Source organism: Actinomyces radicidentis, from assembly GCF_001553565.1.
In the GTDB taxonomy this organism is placed as follows: domain Bacteria; phylum Actinomycetota; class Actinomycetes; order Actinomycetales; family Actinomycetaceae; genus Actinomyces; species Actinomyces radicidentis.
Genome location: NZ_CP014228.1, coordinates 2,643,230 through 2,663,745, shown reverse-complemented (window position 1 = coordinate 2,663,745; position 20,516 = coordinate 2,643,230). Strand labels below are relative to the sequence as shown.

The following is a 20,516-nucleotide window of genomic DNA, read 5'->3' as shown; positions in this document are numbered from 1 at the left end:
TCGCACTGAGCTGACGCAACGAGGAGGGTCGTGGCACACGCCTTCGTCCCGCGCAACTGACAGGGACACGCAGACACCGTGACACCCCGGACGGCATGAGAGCCGCCGGGGCCCGTCGTCTGTACCTCGCCACCACCCGGAGCCCCCGCTCCATCCCACCGTCAGAAACGCGAGTACCACCGTGCCCCGACAGCACCACCCCTGCCCGACAACAACCACCCAGATCACCGCCCCAGGTCCACCGCACTGCCCCGACTCCTGACCTCCAACGGCCTCGACGCCGCCTCCGGCACGATGCTCGACACCGTCCTCGACGTCGTCACCGTCACCGTCCTGGGCATGAGCACCACCCAGCTCGGCCTCCTCAACGCCCTCGGCACCATCTCCTTCCTCCTCCTCGCCGTTCCCCTCGGCAGCGTCGTCGACGCCCACGGCGCCACGCGCGTCCTCCCGGTCGTCCTGACGGGCAAGGTCGCGATCCTCGCCGCCACCACCGCACTGCTCACGACCGGCACCCTGCAACCTGCCGCGCTCATGGTGCTCGTCACCGCGCTGGGAGTCCTCACGGCCGCTGCTGAGAACGCGCAGGTCTCCGCCGTCCCGCTCATCGAGCCAGACCACGGGCGCATCGCCACCGCCGTCGCCTCCCTGAGCGCCGCCGACCGCGTCGCCGGCGTCGTCATCCCCGGCGCCACCGGGCTCCTGCTCGCCGCCGTCGGGGCGAACCGGATGCTCAGCGTCGCCACCGTCCTCGCCGTCCTGGCACTCGTGGCGGCGCTCGGGCTGCGCCGCTCGCAGCAGCGTCAGCCCGAGGACTCCGAGAAGCACGTGCCTGACGATGATGAGGCCGACGCCCCGGCGACGCGTTCCTCGATGTTCTCGGGGTTCCACGAGCTCACCTCGGACCGGCTGCTTCTCGCCTCGGTCATCCTCACGACCGCGGGAAACATGGGGCTGGCCATCGGCGACTCCGTCGAGGCCGTTCTGGTCCTTCGGCGACTCGAGCTCGGCGCGGCCTACTGGGGTGGACTCGGCACCGTCGGCGCCGTCTCCGGCCTCGTTGCGGCGGCGGTCGCACCACGGATCGTCCGCGCTGTGGAGGCGCGGCGCATCTTCGCCGTCGGAGCGATGGTCCAGGCGTTCGTCGCCGCGCTGCCGCTCGCCTCCCTCCTGCTTCCCGGTGCGGGTGCGGTGCTCATGATCGTCTTCTCGGCGCTGTGGTCCGTGACGCTGACCGTCACGAACATCGCTGCGGGCTCCTACCTCGCGACCGCCGTCGATCCCGCGGTCCTCGGCAGGACCGCCGCGGCCAGCCGGACACTCACCATGGGCTCCGTGCCGGTCGCGGCGTTCCTCGGCGGATGGCTCGGCGACGTCGTCGGCTTGGCCGCGCCGCTCATCGTCTGGCCCGGGCTCACGCTCGCGGCCGCCATCGGCTTCGTCGCCCTCACCGGCCGGAGGCCGGCGTAGTCCCGAGCGCATGGTGGGCGTGGTCCCGCGCCTCGACGACGCGCCCGTCCAGCTCGGCCTGAGTGAACAGCGGGACGAACCCGAGCCTCTCGTTGAGTCGGCGCATCGGCGAGTTCGTGTCCGAGGTGCGAGTGCGGATGCTGCGCTGGGGCAGGTCCATGGCCAGGAGTGCGCGCTCGCCCGCCACCTTGACGGCCAGGCCGAGCCGACGGACGCGATGTCCCCGCTCGACGAGCGTGTCGCGGACGAGGAGGCGGTCGTCCGCGTCCGCGGGGACCTCCAGGGCGTTGAAGGCGACGACACGCTCCTCGTCCAGAGCGAGGGTCTCGACGCGGTGCCCGCCCAGGGCGACGCATCGGGCGACGTCGGACCGGTAGGCCTCCGGGCTGACCGGGTGCGGTTCGATGACTCGGTCGCCGGTGGGCGCCTCAGTGTCGACCATGCCCATGAGGACACCGAGCCCGGCAGCGAGCTCGTCGGGTACGCCGTCGACGTACGTCCGGATGACGTACTGGCCGAGCCCTCGGCTGCCGTCCGGGCCAGGAGCGGTCGGGTCGAGCCTGTCGAGCAGGTCGGGGTCCTGGGGCCAGGCGTGGACGTAGTGCTGGGAGACGTCCGAGCAGCGCAGTCCCATCACCTCTGCGAAGGCCATGCCCGTCGGCCTGACGCCGTCGGGCGCCGGGACGAAGCGAGCCTCGCTGACGCCGGGGCCGCACGAGTCCGGCACGGTCTCGAGCGCGGCGCGCATCAGAGCGGCGCCGATGTGCCGCCGTCGCCAGGAGGGTTGGACGTGGACCGTGAGGCTGCACGTCGCTCCCACCGGTGTGTTTGCCGGCCACATGGCCAGTGAGTAGCCGACCGGCTCACCGCCGTCGTCGACTGCCACGAAGGCGCTGACGGCGAGTCCATCGGGCACGGCGGCCCAGCCGCGCGCCGCCTGGTCCAGGTTGAACGCCGGCAGGCGACCGTCCGTGCCCTCGGTCTCCTCGATGAGGGCTCGATCCGCTCGAGCCAGCCTCTCCGCGTCCCTTGGCCGAGTGAGATCGAGCTGAACGAGCCTGGTGGTTTCGCCGTAGCGCTTCATTGGTTCCTCCATGCTCAGTAGGTGAGGCGCCCGTCGGCGCTCATGGTGATCCGGCGCTCGATGCCCATGCGGCTGAGGACCTCCTCGTCGTGGCTGACGACGATGAGCGCGCCCCGGTAGGCGGCCAGCGCCGCGACGAGCTGGTCGACGGAGTCGAGGTCGAGGTTGTTCGTCGGCTCGTCCAGGACGAGCACCTCCGGCGGCGGGTCGGCGAGCAGCAGCCGGGCCAGGACAACGCGGAAGCGCTCTCCCCCGGAGAGCGTGGACACGTCGCGGTGCACCGCGTCCCCGGTCAGGAGGAACGAGGCGAGCAGCCCGTACAGGTCGTGTGCGGGCCGCTCCGGGGCGACGGTGCGCACGACGTCGTGGACGGTTCCGGTGGGGAGCTCGAGGCGCTGGTCGAGGTAGCCGACCCGCGTCGTCGTCGCCTGCTCGATGGCACGGCGCAGCATCGTGGTCTTGCCGCAGCCGTTCGGGCCGGTGAGCGCCCACCGGTCCCCGCCGGCCACTCCGACGGTCTGCTCACCGCTGGTCAGGGTGAGGAGGAGCCGCCCGTGCGCGACGTGCGGGTCGATCTCGGGAATGCGGATGACGTCGTCGTCGCGCAGGCGGCGCTGGGCGGCGTCCAGCTCGACGACGGCCTCGGCGCGGTCCGCGAACGCCTGCTTCATGCGGCCCGCGCGGCGGGCCTCGGCCGCCCGCTTCGCCGTCGGATCGCTCATCCGTGGCCCCTTGGGAAGCGTGCGGTAGTGGCGACGGTCCTTCGCAGCCTGCCGGCTGGTGAGCTCCTGCATGCGGCTGAGCTCAGCGCGCTGGCTCCTCAGGCGTCGGCGGGCGTCGTCGACGTCGCGGCGCGCCGCCTCGGCCCGGAGCCGGCGGTGCTCGACGAACTCGTCCCAGCCGCCCCCGAAGAGCTCGGCCGTGCCGTCATGGACCTCGAGGATCTCGTCCATGGTGCGCAGGAGCCCGACGTCGTGGCTGACGACGAGAAGCTGCCTCGGCCACGCCGCTATCTGCTCGGCCAGGGCGGCCCGTGCGTCGCGGTCGAGGTTGTTGGTCGGCTCGTCGAGGAGCCCCACACGGGCGTTGGTGAGCTCGAGGGCGCCCATGGCGAGGCGGACGAGCTCCCCGCCGGACAGCGTCGCCGTGGGCCGGGTCAGGGCGCCGTCGAGGTCGAGGGACGGGGCGGCCCGGGTGATGAGCGCCTCGGCTCGCGCCTCGACATCCCAGTCCTCGCCGACGGCGTCGTAGTCGGCCTGTTCCGTGGAGCCGGCCTCGATCCGGCGCAGGGCGTCGAGCCTGCGCGTGATGCCGAGGAGGTCCGCGACGGTGGCGGTGGTGTCCTGGAGGAGGTCCTGGCGGAGCCGGGCCACGGTGCCGTCGACCGTGATGGCACCGGACAGCGGAGCCCACTCGCCGGCGATGGCGGCGAGCAGCGTGGACTTGCCCGAGCCGTTGCGGCCGACGACGCCAGTGCTGCGCGCGGTGAGTGAGGCGGTGACGTGGGCGAGCAGCGGCGGCTCGTCGGGGTCGAAGCCGAGGGCGACGTCGGTCAGGGAGACGGAGGGACGGGTGGGTGCGGACATGGGTGTGCTCCTGTAGCGTGAGTGGGTGCCGGAGCGCGGGGCTCTCGGCGAGTTCAGGCGCGAGGAGCGAAGCCCATGATGACGTGACCTCCGTGGGTGGGACGACGGCGCCAGGATAGGCCCGTGGGGGAGGAGGCGGTGCGGGTCTCAGATGAGGTCCGCCCCGCGGCGAGAGCCTCATGAACGAGGACGGGCCCTCGGGCCGGTTGTCTCTCCCGGCCCAAGGGCCTTCGTCGTCGAGGCGATTCGCGTTCCCCGGGCTCCCATAAGACCCGGCGGGTGCCTGCCTCCTTCGTCGGAGCGAACAGTTCGGGCTCCCTAAGACCCGAGCGGCTCTCGGAGACCGGCAGGTCATCGGGTTCCCCAACCCTCGCTGCCCGTTCCGTCCGGCGGCAAGAACTATGTAACCGGCTGAGCCTGGGAGGGCACCCGGACGCAACCTGTGAAGCACGTGAGAACGGGCGCCGGCCGCTTCCGTGCGATGTCGCGGTCGCCGAGGGCCGCCGCTGCGGCCGCCCCAGATTTTCGTTTACGATATTCGCATGACTGAGGACGAGGTGACCGAGGCGCAGATTGAGGCTTGGGTCGATGAGGCTGAGGCCGGCTACGACGTCGAGGCGCTCAAGCACCGAGGCCGGGGACGGCCTGGGCGGGGTGCCGAACCGATGCAAGTCGTCGCTGTGCGGCTTAGCGCTGACGAGGTCGCTGCGCTCGACGCAGTGGCTGAACGCGACCACGTGAGCCGTTCCGAGGCGATCCGCCGCGTCTTGGCCGACTTCGCCGCGTGACAGTGAAGATCCACTCGAGCGCCCGGAGGCACGGAGTCTCGGACGAGGACATCGTCCAGGCGGCCGAATGGCCGCAGTGGATCGAGCCCCTCGACGACGCTGATGACTGGCCGCACAGGGAGCTGCGTCTGGGCTTCGATACCCGAGGCCGGTTGCTCGAGATAGTGGTGCTCGTCTTCGAGAGCGGGAACGAGCTCGTCATCCATGCGATGCCTGCCCGCAAGCAGTTCTGGGAGCTCCTGCCGTAACGGGTCTGGCTCCATGACGAGGACGGGCCCTCGGGCCGGGTTGTCTCTCCCGGCCCGAGGGCCTTCGTCGTCGAGGCGATTCGCGTTCCCCGGGCTCCCATAAGACCCGGGAGGAACCTGCCTCCTTCGTCGGACCGAACCAGGGGGGCTCCCTAAGACCCTCCCGACTCTCGGAACCCGGCAGGTCGTTGGGTTCCCCAACCCTCGCTGCCCGTTCCGTCCGGCGGCAGGAACTATGTAACCCACCCACCCTGGACGCACACCGGCATAGACCCTGCGAACTACCTAGGAACGGCGGCCGGCGGGGCCAGCGCGACCGAGCTCAGCGCGCCGTACGACCGACCTCAACGCAGGGGCAGCGAGCACGATGTCCCGATCTCGAGGTCAGGATGTCCCGATCTCGCGATGGGGGGAGAGGAGGACCTTCGCCGTTCATGCCGGAGGGGCGTCGTCACTAGGATCAGAACCGCCCGTGGCTCCCCACCTCGGGCGCGATCCCGGGAGGCCCGCACATGGAGGACGACGCCGCGCGCACGCTCGTCCCGCGCGCCCCGGCGCGCCGCGCGCGAGCCGCCTCGGCGGCCCTCGCGGCCCTGGCCACCGGCACGCCCCTCGTCCTCGCGGGCGTCTCCGACCACCTCGTCGCCGTCGCGCAGGACCACGACAGCGCCGGCTCCTTGGCGCTCCTGGCGGCCACCCTCGTGCTCGTCGTCGCCAGCCTCGTGCTCAGCGTCCTCGCCCAGGCCCGCGCCGAGCGGCTGCGCCAGGACGTGCTCGTCGACGCCCAGACCACCGCCGCCGAGCGGATGCTGGGCCTGGCCCGCACCGCACCCGCCGGTACGGTCAAGGAGCGCCTCGTCGACGACCTCGCCGACGTCGTCACCCTGCGCGTCCAGACCCTCCCGCAGCTCGCCGTCACCGCCGTCGCCGCCCTCATCTCCCTGGTCTGGGTGGCGCGGATCAGCCCCTACGCGCTGGCCTGGGCCGTCGTCGGCTCGCTCGCCACGACCCTGCCCGCCTGGGCCGTCAAACGGTGGGCCGAACGCGCCTACGAGGACACGACCGACGTCGAGGCCGCCATCGACTCCGAGTACTTCCAGGCCCGCGAGAGCCTCGCCCTCATCCGCACCGAGCGCCTCCAGGACTACCTGCGCGCCCGCGTGCGCCGCCTGGACGACCAGCACCTGCGCATCGGCACCCTCGCCGAGGCCAGCGGCGCCGCCCAGTCGGGCCTGTCCAACCTCGTCCAGGCCACCGCCCTGTACGGCTCCCTCCTCCTCGTCCTCTGGCTCGTCTCGACCGGCCGCGTGGCGCTCACCGAGGCGGCCGGCGCCGTCATCGTCCTGCGCTCCTTCTTCAGCCTCGTCGCCTCCGGCACCGACTCGCTCACCGACGTGTGGGTCAACCGCCGCAAGGAGTCCCGCCTCACCGGCTTCCTCCGCCCCGCACCCGAGAGGACCATCCAGCCCTCCGACGACCTCCTCGCCCTCCGCGACCTCACCGTCCGCGCCGGCGGTGCCGTCCGCTCCCGCGTCCCGTCGCTGCGGCTGGGAACGGGGGAGTCCCTCCACGTCGTCGGACCCAACGGGGCGGGAAAGTCCCTCATGCTGCGCGGCGTCGTCGGCCTCGAGGAGACCCACGGCGAGGTCGCCTCCGCCCTGCCGGCCGCCGACCTGCGCGCCGGCTACCTCGGGCAGCACGACCCGCCCCTCACGCTCACCCCCACCGAGCTGCTCGACGACGTCGCCGCCACCGGCGGCGACGCCGAGCGCGCCCAGGCCGCCCTCGCCGAGGTCCTCGGCACCGAGGAGGCGGACCGGATCGCCGCCGTGCCCATCGCCGACCTGTCAGGCGGACAGCGCAAGGCCGTCCTCATCGCCGAGGCCATCGGCTCCTCCCGCGGCCTCCTGCTCCTCGACGAACCCGACGCCCACCTGTCCGCCGACGCCGCCGCCCGCCTCGCCGGGTGGCTCACCGCCTCCGACGACGCCGTGCTCGCCGTCGCGCACACCCCGCACTTCGCCGCCGCCTGGGACGCTCCCCGGCTCCGCGTCGAGCCACCGGAGGAGGACGCGTGAGCAGCACCGACCCCACCAGCCAGGCTCCGGTCACCGAGCTCGCCGAGGACAGCCCGCTCCTGCCCACCGCACGCCGCGTCCTGCGCCGCGACTACTGGCGCACCATGTGGCGCTCCTCCGTCCTCCAGGGCGTCTACCAGATGCTCTCCCGCGGCATCCAGGTCGTCCTCGCGACCACCACCGCCGGTCTCATCGAGCACGCGCTCGGCCGCACGCTCACCGCCGGCCAGATCCTTCCGGCCGTCCTCGTCATCCTCGCCTCCGCGCTCCTCGAGCCCGCCGCCCTCCTGGGCCGCAACCGGGTCCTGCTCGCGGACACCTACGACCACGAGCTCGCCCTCCTGGACCGCTACCTGCGCCTGCGCCCCGCCCGCGCCGCGCTCCTGCGCACCGGGCAGGTCCCCGACCGCCTCATGATCGACCTCGTCCGCTACCGCCTCGACACCCTCGACGTCGTCGGCGCCCCCGTCGCCGTCCTCATCGGGATCTGGGCCGCAGCCGTCGCCGGAGCCTGGAGCCCCTGGTCGCTGCTGCTGGTCGCCATCGCGGTCGCCCTACCCATCGCGCTCACCGCCGCCGTCAACAAGCGCGGCTCGGCCGCCGACGACGCCATGCGCCGCCAGACGATGGCCCGCACCGCCATGATCCAGGAGGTCGCCGACGCCCACGACCTGTACTGGGCCCGAGGCCGCGCCCACCGCGGCGCCGCCCGCGTGCGCACCGACTGGGACGCCTTCACCGCCGGCCCCGCGGGACGCACGCTGCGGGACTGGGCCACCAAGCAGCAGGTCGTCACCACCGGACCGCTGCTCGGCTCGACGATCGTCCTGGCCGGCGGGGTGGTCCTCGCGGCGCACGGGCTCATGGACGCCGGCAGCGTCGTCGGCGCCGCCGTCCTCGTCGCACCCGTCCAGGCCGCGCTCGTGTCCGTCACCTCCGCCCTCGGCTCCTGGAAGGCCCGCGAGATCGTCTCCCGGCGGCTGGGCTGGCTCGTCGTCGACGACGACGGCACCCCCGCTGGCGGCACCACCGTTGCAGCCTCACCCAGGGAGGACGACGGCGCGAGCATCCGGTCGCTCGAGCTTCGGGGTGTCTCCATCCTCCTGCCCAACGGACGGCGGACGACGCCGGTCACCGCCGGCCTCGCCCGCGGCGACGTGCTGTGGCTGCGCGGCGGCGTCGGCACCGGCAAGACCAGCCTCGTGCGCGCCCTCATCGGGCTCGGCGCGGACCTCGACGGTGAGCTCCTCATCGACGGGCTCCCGGGCGGGCTCACGCCCGGGCAGGTGCTCCTCATACCGCAGGCCCCGTCCTTCCTCTCCGGCACCGTCACCGAGAACATCGCCCTCGACCGGGCCGAACTCGCGGCCACTGCGCGCGAGGGCCTCGAGGCCGCCAGCATGGGGCGCCTGGCCGCGCAGGTGCTCGAGCCGGGCGGACCGAGTCTGTCCGGAGGGGAGCGCCACGTCGTCGCCTGGCTGCGTCACCTGCGCCGTGCCGGGGGAGTGCGCGTCCTCGACGAGCCCTTCAACGGGCTCTCACCCGAGGCCGCCGCCCGCGTCCTCGCCGAGATCGAGGCCAGCCGGGCCGACTGGATCACCGTCCTCATCTCCCACGACGACCGGCCGAGCCGTCTGCCCGGGCTGACCGAGCGGAGCCTCTGAAGGGCACCGTCCGCCGTCGTCAGTGGCTCAGACGGCCGAGCCCCGGATCCTCGATGGGCTCGTGCAGGCACGTGCAGGACAGCGCGAGCACCACCACCTCGAGCGATGAGGCTCGTCCTCACACCGTACGGCTGGGCCGACTCCACCTACTGGCTCACCGCGGATCGGCAGACGCTCATACGCAACGACCGACTCATCGAGGACGCACTGCCGGATCCGACCTCGGGGATCGGCAAGCCGGAGCGAGTGGGGCACGTTCTCGCGGGCACGTGGTCCCGCTGCATCACCGAGGAGCACCGCCTCGTTCACCTCGTCGCCGGCGATGACCTCGTCATCCTGCAGGCGCACTTCCACTACCCGTGAGTTCGCATCGCGCCGGCCGAACTCAGCGTGCGGATGTCCCGATCTCGCGGTCAGGATGTCCCTATCTCGGCGGGGTGGGCTTGGTGGCGTGGAGCGCTCAGGCGTTGCTCGACGGCGCGTGCTCCATACGCACGTAGACGCCCCCGGCCTGGAGCTCCTCGGGCACCTGCTCGATGGTGCGCTCCAGAGCCACGGTCAGTCCCGCTCGACCGCGCGCAGCGGGCGGCGCTGGACGTCGTCGTCGTCGAAGTTCTCCGGTGCGAGCCACGACTCGAGCCGCTCCCGGAGCGCCGGCCACTCGGCGTCGGTGATGGAGAGCCAGTCCGTGTCCCGGGTGCGGCCCTTGTAGATGGTGACGTTCCGGAAGGTGCCCTCGAAGGTGTAGCCGAGGCGCTCCGCGGCCGCGCGGGACGGCGCGTTGAGGTGGTCGCAGCGCCAGGCCAGGCGCCGGTAGCCGAGGTCGTCCATCGCGTGACGCATGAGCAGGTAGTGGGCCTCGGTCGAGGCCGTCGTGCGCTGGAGGGGGGGGGAGAAGCACACCCAGCCGATCTCGATGCCGCCCACCGCGGGGTTGATGTCCATGAGGGACAGTGAGCCGGCGGCGCCGCGCCCGGGGACGACGGCGGCGTGGTGGAGGTACTCCGCCGACACCGCGTTCTCGGCGAGCAGGGCCAGGTGCTCCTCGCGCGTCGGGAAGGGACCGACGGGCAGGTACGTCCACAGCGTCGCGGGCGCGTCCGCGAAGGCGCGCAGCAGGTCCTCGCCGTGACGGTCGGCGTCGAGGCGCTCGAGGCAGCAGGTGCGGCCCTCGAAGGTGCGCTGCTCGGGGACCGGCCGCGGCGTCCAGCCGGGAAGGGCCTCGCCGATGGGCTGGCCGTACTCGTTGACGCGCTGCGGGGTGCTCATGGCGGCATCCTCGCGCAGCCATTGTGGGCGCCGTCTGCGAGGATCAACCCATGAGCACCGAGATCGGGCAGGATGCCCGCTGGTTCGACGACAACCGCGCCAACTGGGACGACCGCGCCGCCCTCCACGAGGCCAGCGGCTACGGCATCGACCGCCTCCTCACCGCGCCCGACGCGATCTCCGACGAAGTCGCCGCCGACGTCCCCTACCTCGGCGACCTCACGGGCCTCGACGTCATCCACCTCCAGTGCCACCTCGGTACGGACACCGTGTCGCTGACCCGCCTGGGTGCCAGACGGGTCGTCGGCGTCGACCTCTCGGGCGAGTCCCTGCGCCGGGCGCGGTCCCTCGCTGAGCGCGCCGGCGCGCGCCTCGAGCTCGTCGAGTCCAACGTCTACGACGCCCGCGGGGCCGTCACCGGCGACTTCGACCTCGTCTACACGACCGTCGGCGTCCTGTGCTGGCTGCCGGATATCGAGGCCTGGGCACAGGTCGTCGCCTCGATGCTCCGCCCGGGCGGGCGCCTCCACCTGCGCGACGACCACCCCGTGTTCATGGCGGTCGGCGACGACGTCTCGGGCGGCCTCACGCTCCACGAGCCCTACTTCCAGCAGGCCGAGCCGATGACCTGGGACGACGAGGGCTCCTACGTCGCGACCCCCGACGGCGCGGAGCCGGTCCGGCACACGCGCAACCACCAGTGGAACCATGGCGTCGGCGAGATCCTTACCGCGCTCATCAAGGCTGGCCTCGTCATCGACGAGGTCGCCGAGCCGCGCACCTCCGCCTGGTGCCGCTGGAGCGAGCTCATGGAGCCGACCGACGACGGCGCGTGGCGTTTCTCGGACCCGGCGCAGCGCGAGCAGCTCCCGCTCCAGCTCCTCGTGAGGGCCCACCGGTCGGAGTGAGCGGGGCGCTTCCGGGCTCCGACCCGCTGAACTGTCCAGAACTCGTCACTTCTGGCCGCCAGGCGCAGTGGGCGCCGATGGGATCCGCGTGATGAGGCCGTTGGCAGATCCGAAGTGCACGGGCTCAGTCTTGAAGTGACGAGTCCTGGTCAGTTCTCGCACATTCTGGCGCGAGTGCCGCGGATTCAGAACGCGCAGCTGCGGGATCTCAACCATCTCGTCCCCGCACGCGGCGGGCTGCACCCAGAAGTGGCCAGAACTGACCATTCCCACCACTCGGGACGTCGCCGCTAGAACCGCCAGCGCGCCACCCTGGCGTCGTACGGTTCGGCCTTCGAACTCGGGTCGTCCTCGGGCAGCATGCCCAGCGCGGACTCCGGGACGACGTTGCGCATGACCATCGACGCCTCCGCCTCGCCGAGCGCGACGTCCACCTGCCAGCCCCACTCCTCGAGGTAGGTCGCCTCGAGCCTCGCCCCGCCGTCCGGGGTGCGCTCGCCGGTGAGCGTCATGACGCCGGGGTGCTGGTGCCAGGTGTCGAAGAGCGTCGCCGTGACCGGCCCGTCCTCGGGCTTCCCGGAGACGAGCAGTACGCCCTCCTGCTCGCCGTCGACGGGGTGGACCCACGTGTAGCTCATGAGCAGGGCCTCCCTGATGACGGAGACGGCGGCGGACGACGGTGCTTCGGCGAGGTCGTCGGCGGGCATGAGGCGGAACCCGCAGGTCCCGGTGGCGCGGCGCGCGCCGAGCTCGGTGATCATGGGCAGACCGTAGCGGCGCACACCGGCACCCGGACGCCGCCGGGCCCGCCGGCGCGCCCTCACTACACTCGTCACTGATGACTGAGCACAGCCCCGCGCGCCCCGAGGACGGGACCACCCCCATCCCCTCCGGCCCCTCCCATCCCGATGGAGACAGCCGAGACGTCCTCGTCCCCAAGCAGGCCATGCCCAGGCTCCCGCCGCGCATGGTCACCCAGGAGGTCCTCGGCCAGGCGGGTCGCCGTGGCCTTTTCCGCTACGGCGAGCGCGTCCAGGTCACCGACGTCAAGGGCGCCAAGCACACCTTCCAGCTCGACCCCAAGGGCTACTTCCAGTCCCAGCGCGGCAGCTTCCACCACCGCGACGTCGTCGGCCTCGACGAAGGCACCGTCCTCCAGACCGAGTCCGGCCACGAGCTTCTCCTTCTGCGGCCGCTGCTCGCCGACTACGTCCTGTCCATGCCCCGCGGCGCCCAGGTCGTCTACGCCAAGGACTCCGGCCAGGTCATCTCGATGGGGGACATCTTCCCCGGCGCCCGCGTCCTCGAGGCCGGTGTCGGCTCCGGCGCCCTCACCATGAACCTCCTCTCCGCCATCGGGGAGACCGGGCACCTGCTCTCCATCGAGCGCCGCACCGACTTCGCCCAGATCGCCGCCTCCAACGTCGACTCCTGGTTCGGCCGCCACCACCCCGCCTGGGACCTGCGCACCGGCGACTTCGCCGAGGTCACGGCGAACCACGTCGAGGACGCCTCCGTGGACCGCATCGTCCTGGACATGCTCGCCCCCTGGGAGAACGTCGAGGAGGGCGCCCGCGTCCTCGTCCCCGGTGGCCTCTTCCTCGCCTACGTCGCCACCACCACGCAGCTCTCGCGCACCGTCGAGGCGCTGCGCCACTCGGGCCTGTTCACCGAGCCGGAGTCCTGGGAGTCGATGGTCCGCACCTGGAACGTCGACGGCCTCTCCGTGCGACCCGATCACACGATGGTCGCGCACACCGGCTTCCTGCTCGCCGCCCGTCGTCTTGCCGCCGGCTCACGACCTCTCACGCGCAAGCGCCCGCCAGCGCGCGGCGCCTACGACGACGGCGGCTACTGGACTCCCGAGGACGTCAAGGAGCGCACGAGCACGGATCGCAAGGTCAAGCGCGTCCTGCGCGACTCCCTCGCCAAGCAGCCCGAGGACCGCACCCCGGTCCTGCCCGGCACACCCCGGAAGGAGGCCGAGCGCGATGCCTGAGTCCCTCGGAGTCCCCGCCCGCAGCTTCCACGACAACCAGCTGCGCGAGGCGCGCGCGGAGGCCATGAGCCTCGCCTCGAAGAACGAGCGCCTCGTCAAGGCCCTCACCGTCGCCCGCGAGCGCATCGCTGAGCTCGGCGAGCAGCTCGACGCCGTCACCCTCCCGCCCGTCTCCTTTGCCGTCCTCACCGGGATCCCGGACGCCCCGATCCGCCCCGACGCCGACGCCGAGGACGGGCGCTCCATCCACGCCGGGGCGATCCGCCTGGGCGGGCCCGACGACGCCGACGCCGGAGAAGCCCGACAGCGCGGGCACGAGGCCCACGAGCACGCCGCCTCGCACGCCCGCGCGCAGGTCGACGTCGAGCCGGTGGCGCGCCCGCGCGAGGTCGACGTGCTCCTCGGCGGCCGCCCCATGCGCCTCGGTCTGCACCCCGCCGTCGACGCGGAGGCTCTGAGCGTCGGCCAGCTCCTCGCCGTCAACGACCAGATGCTCGTCGTCGACGCACTCCCTCCCTCGGACACGGGCGAGGCCGTCACCCTCGACGAGATCCTCCCCGACAGCGCCGAGGCAGCATCCGACGAGCCCGCACCTGCCGCCGCCATCGACCCGCTCACCCGCCAGCGCCCCGTGCGCGCCCTCGTCACCACCGGCGCCGGCGCGACCCGTGTCGTCACCCTGGCCGGCACGATCGGCGTCGACGCCCTCCAGCCGGGCGACACCCTCACCGCGGACCTGCGCGCCAACGTCGCCACCGCGCTCGTCGAGCGCACGAGCGTCGAGCAGCTCGTCGTCACCGAGACCCCGGACGTGTCCTGGGAGGACATCGGCGGCCTCGGCCCGCAGATCGAGGAGATCCGCGACGCCCTCGAGCTGCCCTTCACCCACCCCGAGCTCTACCGCTCCTACGGCCTGCGCGCCCCCAAGGGCATGCTCCTGTACGGCCCGCCCGGCTGCGGCAAGACCCTCATCGCCAAGGCGGTCGCCTCCTCGCTGGCCGCCTCGGCGACCGGGGACGGCGCCCAGCCCCGCTCCGCCGCCTTCCTCAACATCAAGGGCCCGGAGCTCCTCAGCAAGTTCGTCGGCGAGACCGAGCGCCAGATCCGCGCCATCTTCGAGCAGGCCCGCAAGGTCGCCGCCGAGGACCGCCCCGTCGTCATCTTCTTCGACGAGATGGAGGCGCTCTTCCGCACTCGCGGCACCGGCGTGTCCTCCGACGTCGAGACGATGATCGTCCCGCAGGTCCTCGCCGAGATCGATGGCGTCGAATCCCTGCGCAACGTCGTCATCATCGGCGCCTCGAACCGCGAGGACATGATCGACCCCGCGATCCTGCGGCCCGGGCGCCTCGACGCGAAGATCCGCGTCGACCGCCCCGACGCCGACGGCGCCCTGGAGATCCTCGCCAAGCACCTCACGGCGGACCTCCCGCTCGACCCGGCCGAGCTCGCCGCCCACGACGGCGACCGCGAGGCGGCGGCCGAGGCGATGCGCCGCGCCGCCGTGGCGTCCCTCTACGCCCGCAGCCCGGAGCGCGCCGTCCTGGAGATCACCTACGTCACCGCGGCGCACGAGACGCTGCACCTCGCGGACCTCGTCTCGGGCGCCATGCTCGCCGCGATCGTCTCGCGCGCGAAGACGGCCGCCATCAAGGACGAGCTCTTGGGTGGCCCTGGGGGCCTGTCGACGGCGCGCCTGCTGGCGGCGGTCGACGTCGAGGCCCGCCAGAACGAGGAGATCACCGGCGCCGCGAACCCCGACGGCTGGTCGCGGGTCATCGGGCACCGGGGCGAGGCGATCCGATCCGTCCGGCGCCTCATCGCCGGCACGGGGACCGGGCCGACGGCGGGCGCGAGGCCCACGACTGAGGAGGAGCGCGCATGAGCACGACGCGTCCGGCAGAAGCACCGACGACGGCGGGGGAGCAGCCCGCCACGACGCCGGGCGCCGCCTTCGGCCCGGTCACCCGGCCCGTCGGCCTCGAGACCGAGTTCGGCGTCCTCCAGCCCGGCAACCCCTACGCCAACCCGGTCGCCATGGCGAGCCGCGTCGTCCAGGCCTACGGGGCCGTCTCGCGCGGCGGCCTCGTCGGCGCCGAGGGAGCGTCCGCGCCCGCCGTGCGCTGGGACTACGAGGGGGAGGACCCGCTGGCGGACCTGCGCGGCGGGCGCCTCGACCGCGCGGCCGCGCACCCGAGCCAGCTCACCGACGACCCGACGCGTCCGGCGCCCTCCGGCGACGCGCCCGCCGCCGCCCCCGCGCTCGATACCCCCGCCGACACGGCCTCAGGCGTCCCCGCCGACGGCAGCCCGGCGGGCTCGGCCCGCCCAGTGGCCGACAGCGGCGCCGCCCTGCCGCCCGCGCCCTGGGGCACCCGCCCCCGCCCCAGCGAGGCCGAGGCAGCCCTCCCGCGAGCCACCACCGCCGTCCTGCCCAACGGCGCCCGCCTCTACGTCGACCACGCCCACCCCGAGTACTCCAGCCCCGAGGTCCTCACCCCGCGCGACGCCGTCACCTGGGACCGCGCCGGCGAGGTCGTCGCCCGCCGCGCCATGCGGGCGCTCGCCGCCGGGGAGGGCGGAACCGTCGCCGACGAGGTCGTCCTCTACAAGAACAACGTCGACGGCAAGGGCGCCGCCTACGGCTCCCACGAGAACCTCCTCGTGCGCCGCGACCTCGACTTCGACGTCCTCGCCGCCGCCCTCATCCCCTTCCTCGTCACCCGCCCGGTCCTCGTGGGCGCGGGACGCGTCGGCATTGGTCAGCGCAGCGAGCAGGCCGGCTTCCAGGTCGCCCAGCGCTCCGACTACGTCGAGAACGACATCGGCCTCCAGACCACATTCAACCGGCCCATCGTCAACACCCGCGACGAGCCGCACGCCGACGCCGAGCGCTACCGCCGGCTCCACGTCATCAACGGCGACGCCAACCGCTTCGAGGTCCCCATCTACCTCAAGGTCGCCACGGCCGACCTCCTGCTGTGGTTCCTGGAGCGCGCCCACGACCGCGGCGAGGGCCTCGGCGCGCTCGCCGGACTGCGCCTCTCGAAGGACCCGGTCGAGGAGCTCTGGGCGCTCTCCCACGACACGACGCTCTCCTACGAGCTGGCCACCGAGTCCGGTCCCATGACCGCCCTCGCGATCCAGCGCGCCCACCTCAGCACGATCACGGGGGCGCTCGCCGACGAGCTCGGCGGCGCCGACGCCGACCACGCCGGGTCGGAGACCGCCGAGGCGCTCGCCCTGTGGGGCGAGGTCCTCACCGAGCTCGAGGCCTACGCGGCCGCGGCCGCCTCCGATGACGCTGCCGCTCTCGCCGAGGCCACCACGACCGCCGCCCGCGACGTCGAGTGGCTCGCCAAGCTGCAGCTCTGCGAGGGCCTGCGGGCCCGCGGGAACCTGGCCTGGGACGACCCCCGGCTGGCCGCCCTCGACATCCAGTGGGCCGACCTGCGCCCCGGTCAGGGACTGGCCGAGAAGGTCATCGCCGCCGGCCGCACCCGCCGACTCACCACCGACGCCGCCATCGAGGCCGCCGCCGACGCCGCCCCGCACGGCACCCGCGCGCGCCTGCGCGGCGAGGCGGTCGCCACCGTCCCGCAGGTCGTCGGCGCCTCCTGGACGAGCCTCGTCCTCGACGTCCCCACCCGGCCCGGTCTGCTGCGACTCGCCCTGCCCGAGGACGTCCTCCTCGACGACGACGGCGCCCGCGCCCTCCTCACCGCGATCCGGGACGCCGTCACGACCACCACCCACCCTGAGAGAGACTGAGACCATGAGCGTGAACTCCCAGATCCAGCCCACCGGCGGCCCGTCGGAGGGCGAGGACTCCCTCGCCACCAGCACCGCGGGACAGACCCAGGTCTCCGGCGTCGACGACATCCTCGACGAGATCGACTCCGTCCTGGAGACCAACGCCGCGGCCTTCGTCCAGGGCTTCGTCCAGAAGGGCGGCGAGTGAGGTGACCGACGCGCAGGGGAGGACGCCCGCCCGCCGCATCTTCGGCGTCGAGACCGAGTACGGCCTCACCTGCGCCTCCACCACCGGCGGCGTGCCCCCGCTCGACGCCGACCACGCCGCCCGCGAGCTCTTCGCCCCCGTCGTCGAGCGCGGCCGCACCTCCAACGTCTTCACCCGCGCAGGCGCCCGCCTCTACCTCGACGTCGGCTCCCACCCCGAGTTCGCCACCGCCGAGTGCGACCGCCTCGAGGACCTCCTCGCCCAGGACCGCGCCGGCGAGCTCACCATGGCCGACCTCGCCGTCACCGCCAACGAGCGCCTCGCCGCCAAGGACGTCCCCGGCCGCATCCACCTCCTCAAGAACAACCTCGACGCCGAGGGCACCGGCTTCGGCTGCCACGAGAACTACCTCGTGCGCCGCCGCGGCGACTTCTGGAACGACGCCCGCACCCTCGTGCCGCACCTGGTGACCCGGCAGGTCCTCGTCGGCGCCGGGCACGTCCTCCCGCCCGAGCCCGGCGCCCCGGCCGGCAGCCCCGCCCGCTTCGTCTTCTCCCAGCGCGCCGACCAGATGGAGGACGCCGTCTCCTCGGCGACCACCCGCTCCCGCCCGCTCATCAACACGCGCGACGAGCCCCACGCCGACGCCGAGCTCTACCGCCGCATGCACGTCATCGTCGGAGACTCCAACATCGCCCAGGGATCCACGCTCCTCAAGGTCGGCGTCATGGACCTGCTCCTGGACTACCTCGAGGAGGGCGGCTCCCTGGCCGACCTCACGCTCGCCAACCCGATGCGGGCCATCCGGGACACCTGCCACGACCTCACCGGCACCGTGCCGCTCGAGCTCGCCGACGGCCGCACCATCACCCCGCTCGACCTGCAGACCGAGCACCTCGCGCGCGTCCGCGCCCACACCGCCGCCATGGACCTCACCGCGCTCCAGCGCCAGGCCCTCGACCTGTGGGAGCGGGGTCTCGACGCCGTGCGCGCCGGTCGCCCGCAGGACGTCGCCACCGAGCTCGACTGGGCCGCGAAGCACCAGCTCCTCACCCGCTACGCCGAGCGCGCCGGTGTCGGCCTGGACGACCCGCGCATCGCCCGCCTGGCCCTCGCCTACCACGACGTCAGCCCGACCGACGGTCTGCGCCTCAAGCTCGAGGGAGCGGGCCTCCTGCGCCGCTTCGTCGACGACGACGCCGCCCGCGCGGCGATCACGACGCCGCCGGCCACGACCCGCGCCCACCTGCGCGGCACCGTCATCGCCCGCGCCGAGGACCTGCGCCGCGACCTCACCGCCGACTGGGTCAACCTCAAGCTCGACGACGGCCGCACCCCGGCCATCGCCCTGCGCAACCCCTTCGCCACCCAGGACGAGCGCGTCGACGAGCTCCTCGCCCACATGGAGGAGCCCCTCGAGGGCTTCAGCAGCGAGCTTCCCACCGGCGTCTGAGCACGGCCGGGCCGCCTCCCTCCCCAGGGGGGGACGCGGGAACGCGCCCGCGGCCCCGTACCCCTCTGCGATACTCCACCCACCCATGAGCACTCCCGACACCCCGCCCGAGGCGCACGACGACGCGCACCCCGCCGACGCGGACGCCGGCACCCCGACGGCCGCGCGGCAGGTCGGCACGCCCGGTCCGCAGCCGACGGAGCCCGCCCCGGTCACCGGCGCCCAGCGCGCCCTCGGCCGCGCCCTCGGCCGTCCCCGCCCGCACGGCCGCATCGCCGTCGGGCTCGCCGTCCTGGCCGCCGTCGCCATCGTCCTCGTGCCCGTCGGCCTCGCCGGCCTCCACGGGGGATCGGCCGCCGACGGAGCCGGCGCCACGGCGACGGCGAGCGCCACGCCCACCCCGGTGTCCGCGGACGGACCTCTCGAGGACGTGCTGACCGTCGTCGGCCGCGTCGGCGCCGTGCCCGTCGTCGCCCTGCACGGCCCTCTCACCGCCGCGACGGCGGTTCGCAGCGACGTCCTCACCGAGGGCTCGGGCCGGAGGATCGCCACGGGCGACGCCGTCCTGCTCTCGGTGGCCACTTTCTCGGGGCTCACCGGCGAGAACACGACCGGCACCGAGGCCGGTACGCGCCTGTACCGGGGCCTCCTCGAGGAGAAGGGCCTCGGGACGGACCTCGCCCAGGCGCTCGACGGCACCACCGAGGGCTCCCGCGTCGTCCTGCGCGCCCCCGCCGTCTCCACCGACGGCTCCGCCTCCACGGAGATCACCGTCGTCGACGTGCTCCCCGCGCTCTCCCAGGGCGAGGAGCGCGACGCTCCCGCGGGCGCCCCGAAGGTCTCCGTCGACGCCGGCGGCGTCATGAGCATCGACGTCTCCGGCACGAAGGCGCCGAGCTCCTCGACCGCCTCCACCCTCATCGAGGGCACCGGCCGGCAGGTCACCGCCAGGGACCGCGTCATCGCGCGCTACGCCTCGATCGGCTGGGACGGGCGCCTGCGCTCCTCGACATACGGCGACACGGTCGTCCCCGGCGTCATCGACATGCGCAGCACGCTGGCCGGAGTCGCCCGCTCCCTCGTCGACGTCCCCGTCGGCTCGCGCGTCCTCCTGCGCCTCACGGCGGACCAGGCCCGTGGCGACGTGCCCGTCACCGTCGTCATCGACGTCCTCGGGGTCGCCGACGACGACCAGCTGCCCGCGGCGACAGCCACACCGAGCGGCCAGGTGACGAGCGCACCGACGGCGGACTCGGTCGTCGTCGTGACGCCCCGGCCGGTCGCCGGCACGAGCGCCGGGCCGTCCGCTCCCCGGAGCAGGACCGCGAGCACGTCACCGAGCCCCACGGGTCGCTGAGCGGGGCTCCGCTCAGCCCTCGCGCACGACGACGTCCGGCGCCCAGCCCGGGCGCCTCCCGTTCGCCGCCGCACGCCACGTCCGCGACGCCTCGCGCTCCTGGGCCTGCCAGGCCTCGACGTCCCAGTCGTAGTCGTCGCGAGCGGCGATGCGGGCCAGGCGCAGGGCAGTGGGAGCGGTGACGAGCACCCGGAGGACCTCGAGGTGCGGGATGGGGCGGGCTGCGGCGGCGAGGGCCCCGCAGCCCTCGAGCACGAGGCAGCCGCCCGCGAGGGGCCCGACCTCGCGCGGGGCTCCGGGCGCGCCGGCCTCCCAGTCCCAGGTGACCAGGCACCGCGGCCGGCCGGCGTCGAGCTCGGTGAGAGCGTCTCCGCAGCGTCGGACGCCCTCGGCCAGGCCGTCCCACCCGGGCACGTGCTCCTCGACGGCGAGGAGACGGGCACCCGGCGCACGGCGCAGGACCTCGGCGGCGAGCGAGGACTTCCCCGAGCCCGTGAGCCCGTCGAGCACGAGGACCCGGCCGCGCGAGCCCCTCGGCGACGGCGCCTCCGCCCATCCGGCGAGGCGGCGCGGCGCGAGGGCGGGGGACAGGACGATCACTCCCGCAGGCTACCGGCGCACGCGGACGACACGGCGCCGTCACGGGCACCC

At 73.6% G+C, this 20,516-nt stretch carries 18 protein-coding genes; 13 read left to right on the top strand and 5 right to left on the bottom strand.

The annotated features are described in order from the left end of the window. Positions 1–201 precede the first annotated feature (201 nt). Positions 202–1,470 carry an MFS transporter gene (locus AXF14_RS11280; protein ID WP_335338928.1) on the top strand — a complete coding sequence of 423 codons (1,269 nt, stop codon included), beginning with the start codon at positions 202–204 and terminating at the stop codon, positions 1,468–1,470. On the opposite strand, the gene AXF14_RS11275 is transcribed toward AXF14_RS11280, so the two are convergent. Both AXF14_RS11275 and AXF14_RS11270 read right to left on the bottom strand, forming a co-directional pair. Further along, complete coding sequence (locus AXF14_RS11275; protein ID WP_067943286.1) at positions 1,448–2,554, bottom strand: GNAT family N-acetyltransferase; 1,107 nt, start codon at positions 2,552–2,554, stop codon at positions 1,448–1,450. The genes AXF14_RS11280 and AXF14_RS11275 overlap by 23 nt on opposite strands. 14 nt (positions 2,555–2,568) lie before the next feature. After that, complete coding sequence (locus AXF14_RS11270) at positions 2,569–4,140, bottom strand: ATP-binding cassette domain-containing protein (protein ID WP_067943284.1); 1,572 nt, start codon at positions 4,138–4,140, stop codon at positions 2,569–2,571. A 542-nt stretch (positions 4,141–4,682) separates the two neighbouring features. On the opposite strand from AXF14_RS11270, the gene AXF14_RS11265 reads away from it, so the two are divergent. The 5 genes from AXF14_RS11265 to AXF14_RS11245 all read left to right on the top strand — a co-directional run bounded on the left by AXF14_RS11265 (position 4,683) and on the right by AXF14_RS11245 (position 9,281). Continuing rightward, positions 4,683–4,928, top strand: coding sequence for a ribbon-helix-helix protein, CopG family (locus AXF14_RS11265; RefSeq protein ID WP_067943282.1), 246 nt, complete (start codon positions 4,683–4,685; stop codon positions 4,926–4,928). Then, a complete protein-coding gene (locus AXF14_RS11260; protein ID WP_211260089.1) occupies positions 4,925–5,176 on the top strand; it encodes a toxin in 252 nt (83 codons plus the stop codon). The genes AXF14_RS11265 and AXF14_RS11260 overlap by 4 nt, the downstream gene beginning before the upstream one ends. A gap of 512 nt (positions 5,177–5,688) precedes the next feature. After that, positions 5,689–7,254, top strand: a complete 1,566-nt coding sequence (locus AXF14_RS11255) for an ATP-binding cassette domain-containing protein (protein WP_067943279.1) — start codon at positions 5,689–5,691, stop codon at positions 7,252–7,254. Then, positions 7,251–8,918 carry an ATP-binding cassette domain-containing protein gene (locus tag AXF14_RS11250; RefSeq protein WP_067943277.1) on the top strand — a complete coding sequence of 556 codons (1,668 nt, stop codon included), beginning with the start codon at positions 7,251–7,253 and terminating at the stop codon, positions 8,916–8,918. The genes AXF14_RS11255 and AXF14_RS11250 overlap by 4 nt, the downstream gene beginning before the upstream one ends. A 105-nt stretch (positions 8,919–9,023) precedes the next feature. Further along, a complete protein-coding gene (locus AXF14_RS11245) occupies positions 9,024–9,281 on the top strand; it encodes a Txe/YoeB family addiction module toxin (protein ID WP_067943275.1) in 258 nt (85 codons plus the stop codon). A gap of 195 nt (positions 9,282–9,476) precedes the next feature. On the opposite strand, the gene AXF14_RS11240 is transcribed toward AXF14_RS11245, so the two are convergent. Then, positions 9,477–10,187, bottom strand: a complete 711-nt coding sequence (locus AXF14_RS11240) for a GNAT family N-acetyltransferase (protein ID WP_067943274.1) — start codon at positions 10,185–10,187, stop codon at positions 9,477–9,479. A gap of 50 nt (positions 10,188–10,237) precedes the next feature. On the opposite strand from AXF14_RS11240, the gene AXF14_RS11235 reads away from it, so the two are divergent. After that, complete coding sequence (locus AXF14_RS11235; RefSeq protein ID WP_067943272.1) at positions 10,238–11,095, top strand: class I SAM-dependent methyltransferase; 858 nt, start codon at positions 10,238–10,240, stop codon at positions 11,093–11,095. A gap of 290 nt (positions 11,096–11,385) precedes the next feature. Here the strand turns inward: AXF14_RS11235 and AXF14_RS11230 are convergent, their stop codons facing one another. Continuing rightward, the gene (locus AXF14_RS11230) at positions 11,386–11,856 is read right to left on the bottom strand and encodes a hypothetical protein (RefSeq protein ID WP_067943269.1); all 471 of its coding nucleotides are present in this window, start codon (positions 11,854–11,856) and stop codon (positions 11,386–11,388) included. Positions 11,857–12,041: 185 nt separating this feature from the next. Here AXF14_RS11230 and AXF14_RS11225 point away from each other — a divergent pair, with 185 nt between their 5' ends. From AXF14_RS11225 to AXF14_RS11200, 6 genes are all read left to right on the top strand, one after another. Further along, a complete protein-coding gene (locus AXF14_RS11225; RefSeq protein ID WP_417862791.1) occupies positions 12,042–13,094 on the top strand; it encodes a tRNA (adenine-N1)-methyltransferase in 1,053 nt (350 codons plus the stop codon). After that, on the top strand, positions 13,087–14,979 hold the full coding sequence (gene arc / locus AXF14_RS11220) for a proteasome ATPase (RefSeq protein ID WP_067943267.1): 1,893 nt from the start codon (positions 13,087–13,089) through the stop codon (positions 14,977–14,979). Before AXF14_RS11225 ends, arc begins: the two co-directional genes overlap by 8 nt. Beyond that, positions 14,976–16,865: a proteasome accessory factor PafA2 family protein gene (locus AXF14_RS11215; RefSeq protein ID WP_067943265.1), complete on the top strand. Its 1,890-nt coding sequence runs from the start codon at positions 14,976–14,978 to the stop codon at positions 16,863–16,865. Before arc ends, AXF14_RS11215 begins: the two co-directional genes overlap by 4 nt. Positions 16,866–16,869: 4 nt before the next feature. Then, positions 16,870–17,055, top strand: coding sequence for a ubiquitin-like protein Pup (locus AXF14_RS11210; protein WP_067943263.1), 186 nt, complete (start codon positions 16,870–16,872; stop codon positions 17,053–17,055). A 1-nt stretch (position 17,056) separates the two neighbouring features. Next, positions 17,057–18,508 carry a Pup--protein ligase gene (gene pafA / locus AXF14_RS11205; RefSeq protein ID WP_067943261.1) on the top strand — a complete coding sequence of 484 codons (1,452 nt, stop codon included), beginning with the start codon at positions 17,057–17,059 and terminating at the stop codon, positions 18,506–18,508. Positions 18,509–18,593: 85 nt separating this feature from the next. Continuing rightward, the gene (locus tag AXF14_RS11200; RefSeq protein ID WP_067943260.1) at positions 18,594–19,865 is read left to right on the top strand and encodes a hypothetical protein; all 1,272 of its coding nucleotides are present in this window, start codon (positions 18,594–18,596) and stop codon (positions 19,863–19,865) included. Positions 19,866–19,877: 12 nt separating this feature from the next. Here the strand turns inward: AXF14_RS11200 and AXF14_RS11195 are convergent, their stop codons facing one another. Further along, entirely contained in the window at positions 19,878–20,465 is a 588-nt protein-coding gene (locus AXF14_RS11195; RefSeq protein ID WP_067943258.1) for a nucleoside/nucleotide kinase family protein, read from the bottom strand. Between the last annotated feature and the right edge of the window lie 51 nt (positions 20,466–20,516).

Excerpts from the sequence above, each read along its gene's own strand:
- AXF14_RS11275 (WP_067943286.1), bottom strand. The coding sequence starts at position 2,554 with ATGAAGCGCTACGGCGAAACCACCAGGCTCGTTCAGCTCGATCTCACT.
- AXF14_RS11270 (WP_067943284.1), bottom strand. The coding sequence starts at position 4,140 with ATGTCCGCACCCACCCGTCCCTCCGTCTCCCTGACCGACGTCGCCCTC.
- AXF14_RS11265 (WP_067943282.1), top strand. The coding sequence starts at position 4,683 with ATGACTGAGGACGAGGTGACCGAGGCGCAGATTGAGGCTTGGGTCGAT.
- AXF14_RS11255 (WP_067943279.1), top strand. The coding sequence starts at position 5,689 with ATGGAGGACGACGCCGCGCGCACGCTCGTCCCGCGCGCCCCGGCGCGC.
- AXF14_RS11245 (WP_067943275.1), top strand. The coding sequence starts at position 9,024 with ATGAGGCTCGTCCTCACACCGTACGGCTGGGCCGACTCCACCTACTGG.
- AXF14_RS11240 (WP_067943274.1), bottom strand. The coding sequence starts at position 10,187 with ATGAGCACCCCGCAGCGCGTCAACGAGTACGGCCAGCCCATCGGCGAG.
- AXF14_RS11235 (WP_067943272.1), top strand. The coding sequence starts at position 10,238 with ATGAGCACCGAGATCGGGCAGGATGCCCGCTGGTTCGACGACAACCGC.
- AXF14_RS11230 (WP_067943269.1), bottom strand. The coding sequence starts at position 11,856 with ATGATCACCGAGCTCGGCGCGCGCCGCGCCACCGGGACCTGCGGGTTC.
- AXF14_RS11225 (WP_417862791.1), top strand. The coding sequence starts at position 12,042 with ATGCCCAGGCTCCCGCCGCGCATGGTCACCCAGGAGGTCCTCGGCCAG.
- arc (WP_067943267.1), top strand. The coding sequence starts at position 13,087 with ATGCCTGAGTCCCTCGGAGTCCCCGCCCGCAGCTTCCACGACAACCAG.
- AXF14_RS11215 (WP_067943265.1), top strand. The coding sequence starts at position 14,976 with ATGAGCACGACGCGTCCGGCAGAAGCACCGACGACGGCGGGGGAGCAG.
- AXF14_RS11210 (WP_067943263.1), top strand. The coding sequence starts at position 16,870 with ATGAGCGTGAACTCCCAGATCCAGCCCACCGGCGGCCCGTCGGAGGGC.
- AXF14_RS11200 (WP_067943260.1), top strand. The coding sequence starts at position 18,594 with ATGAGCACTCCCGACACCCCGCCCGAGGCGCACGACGACGCGCACCCC.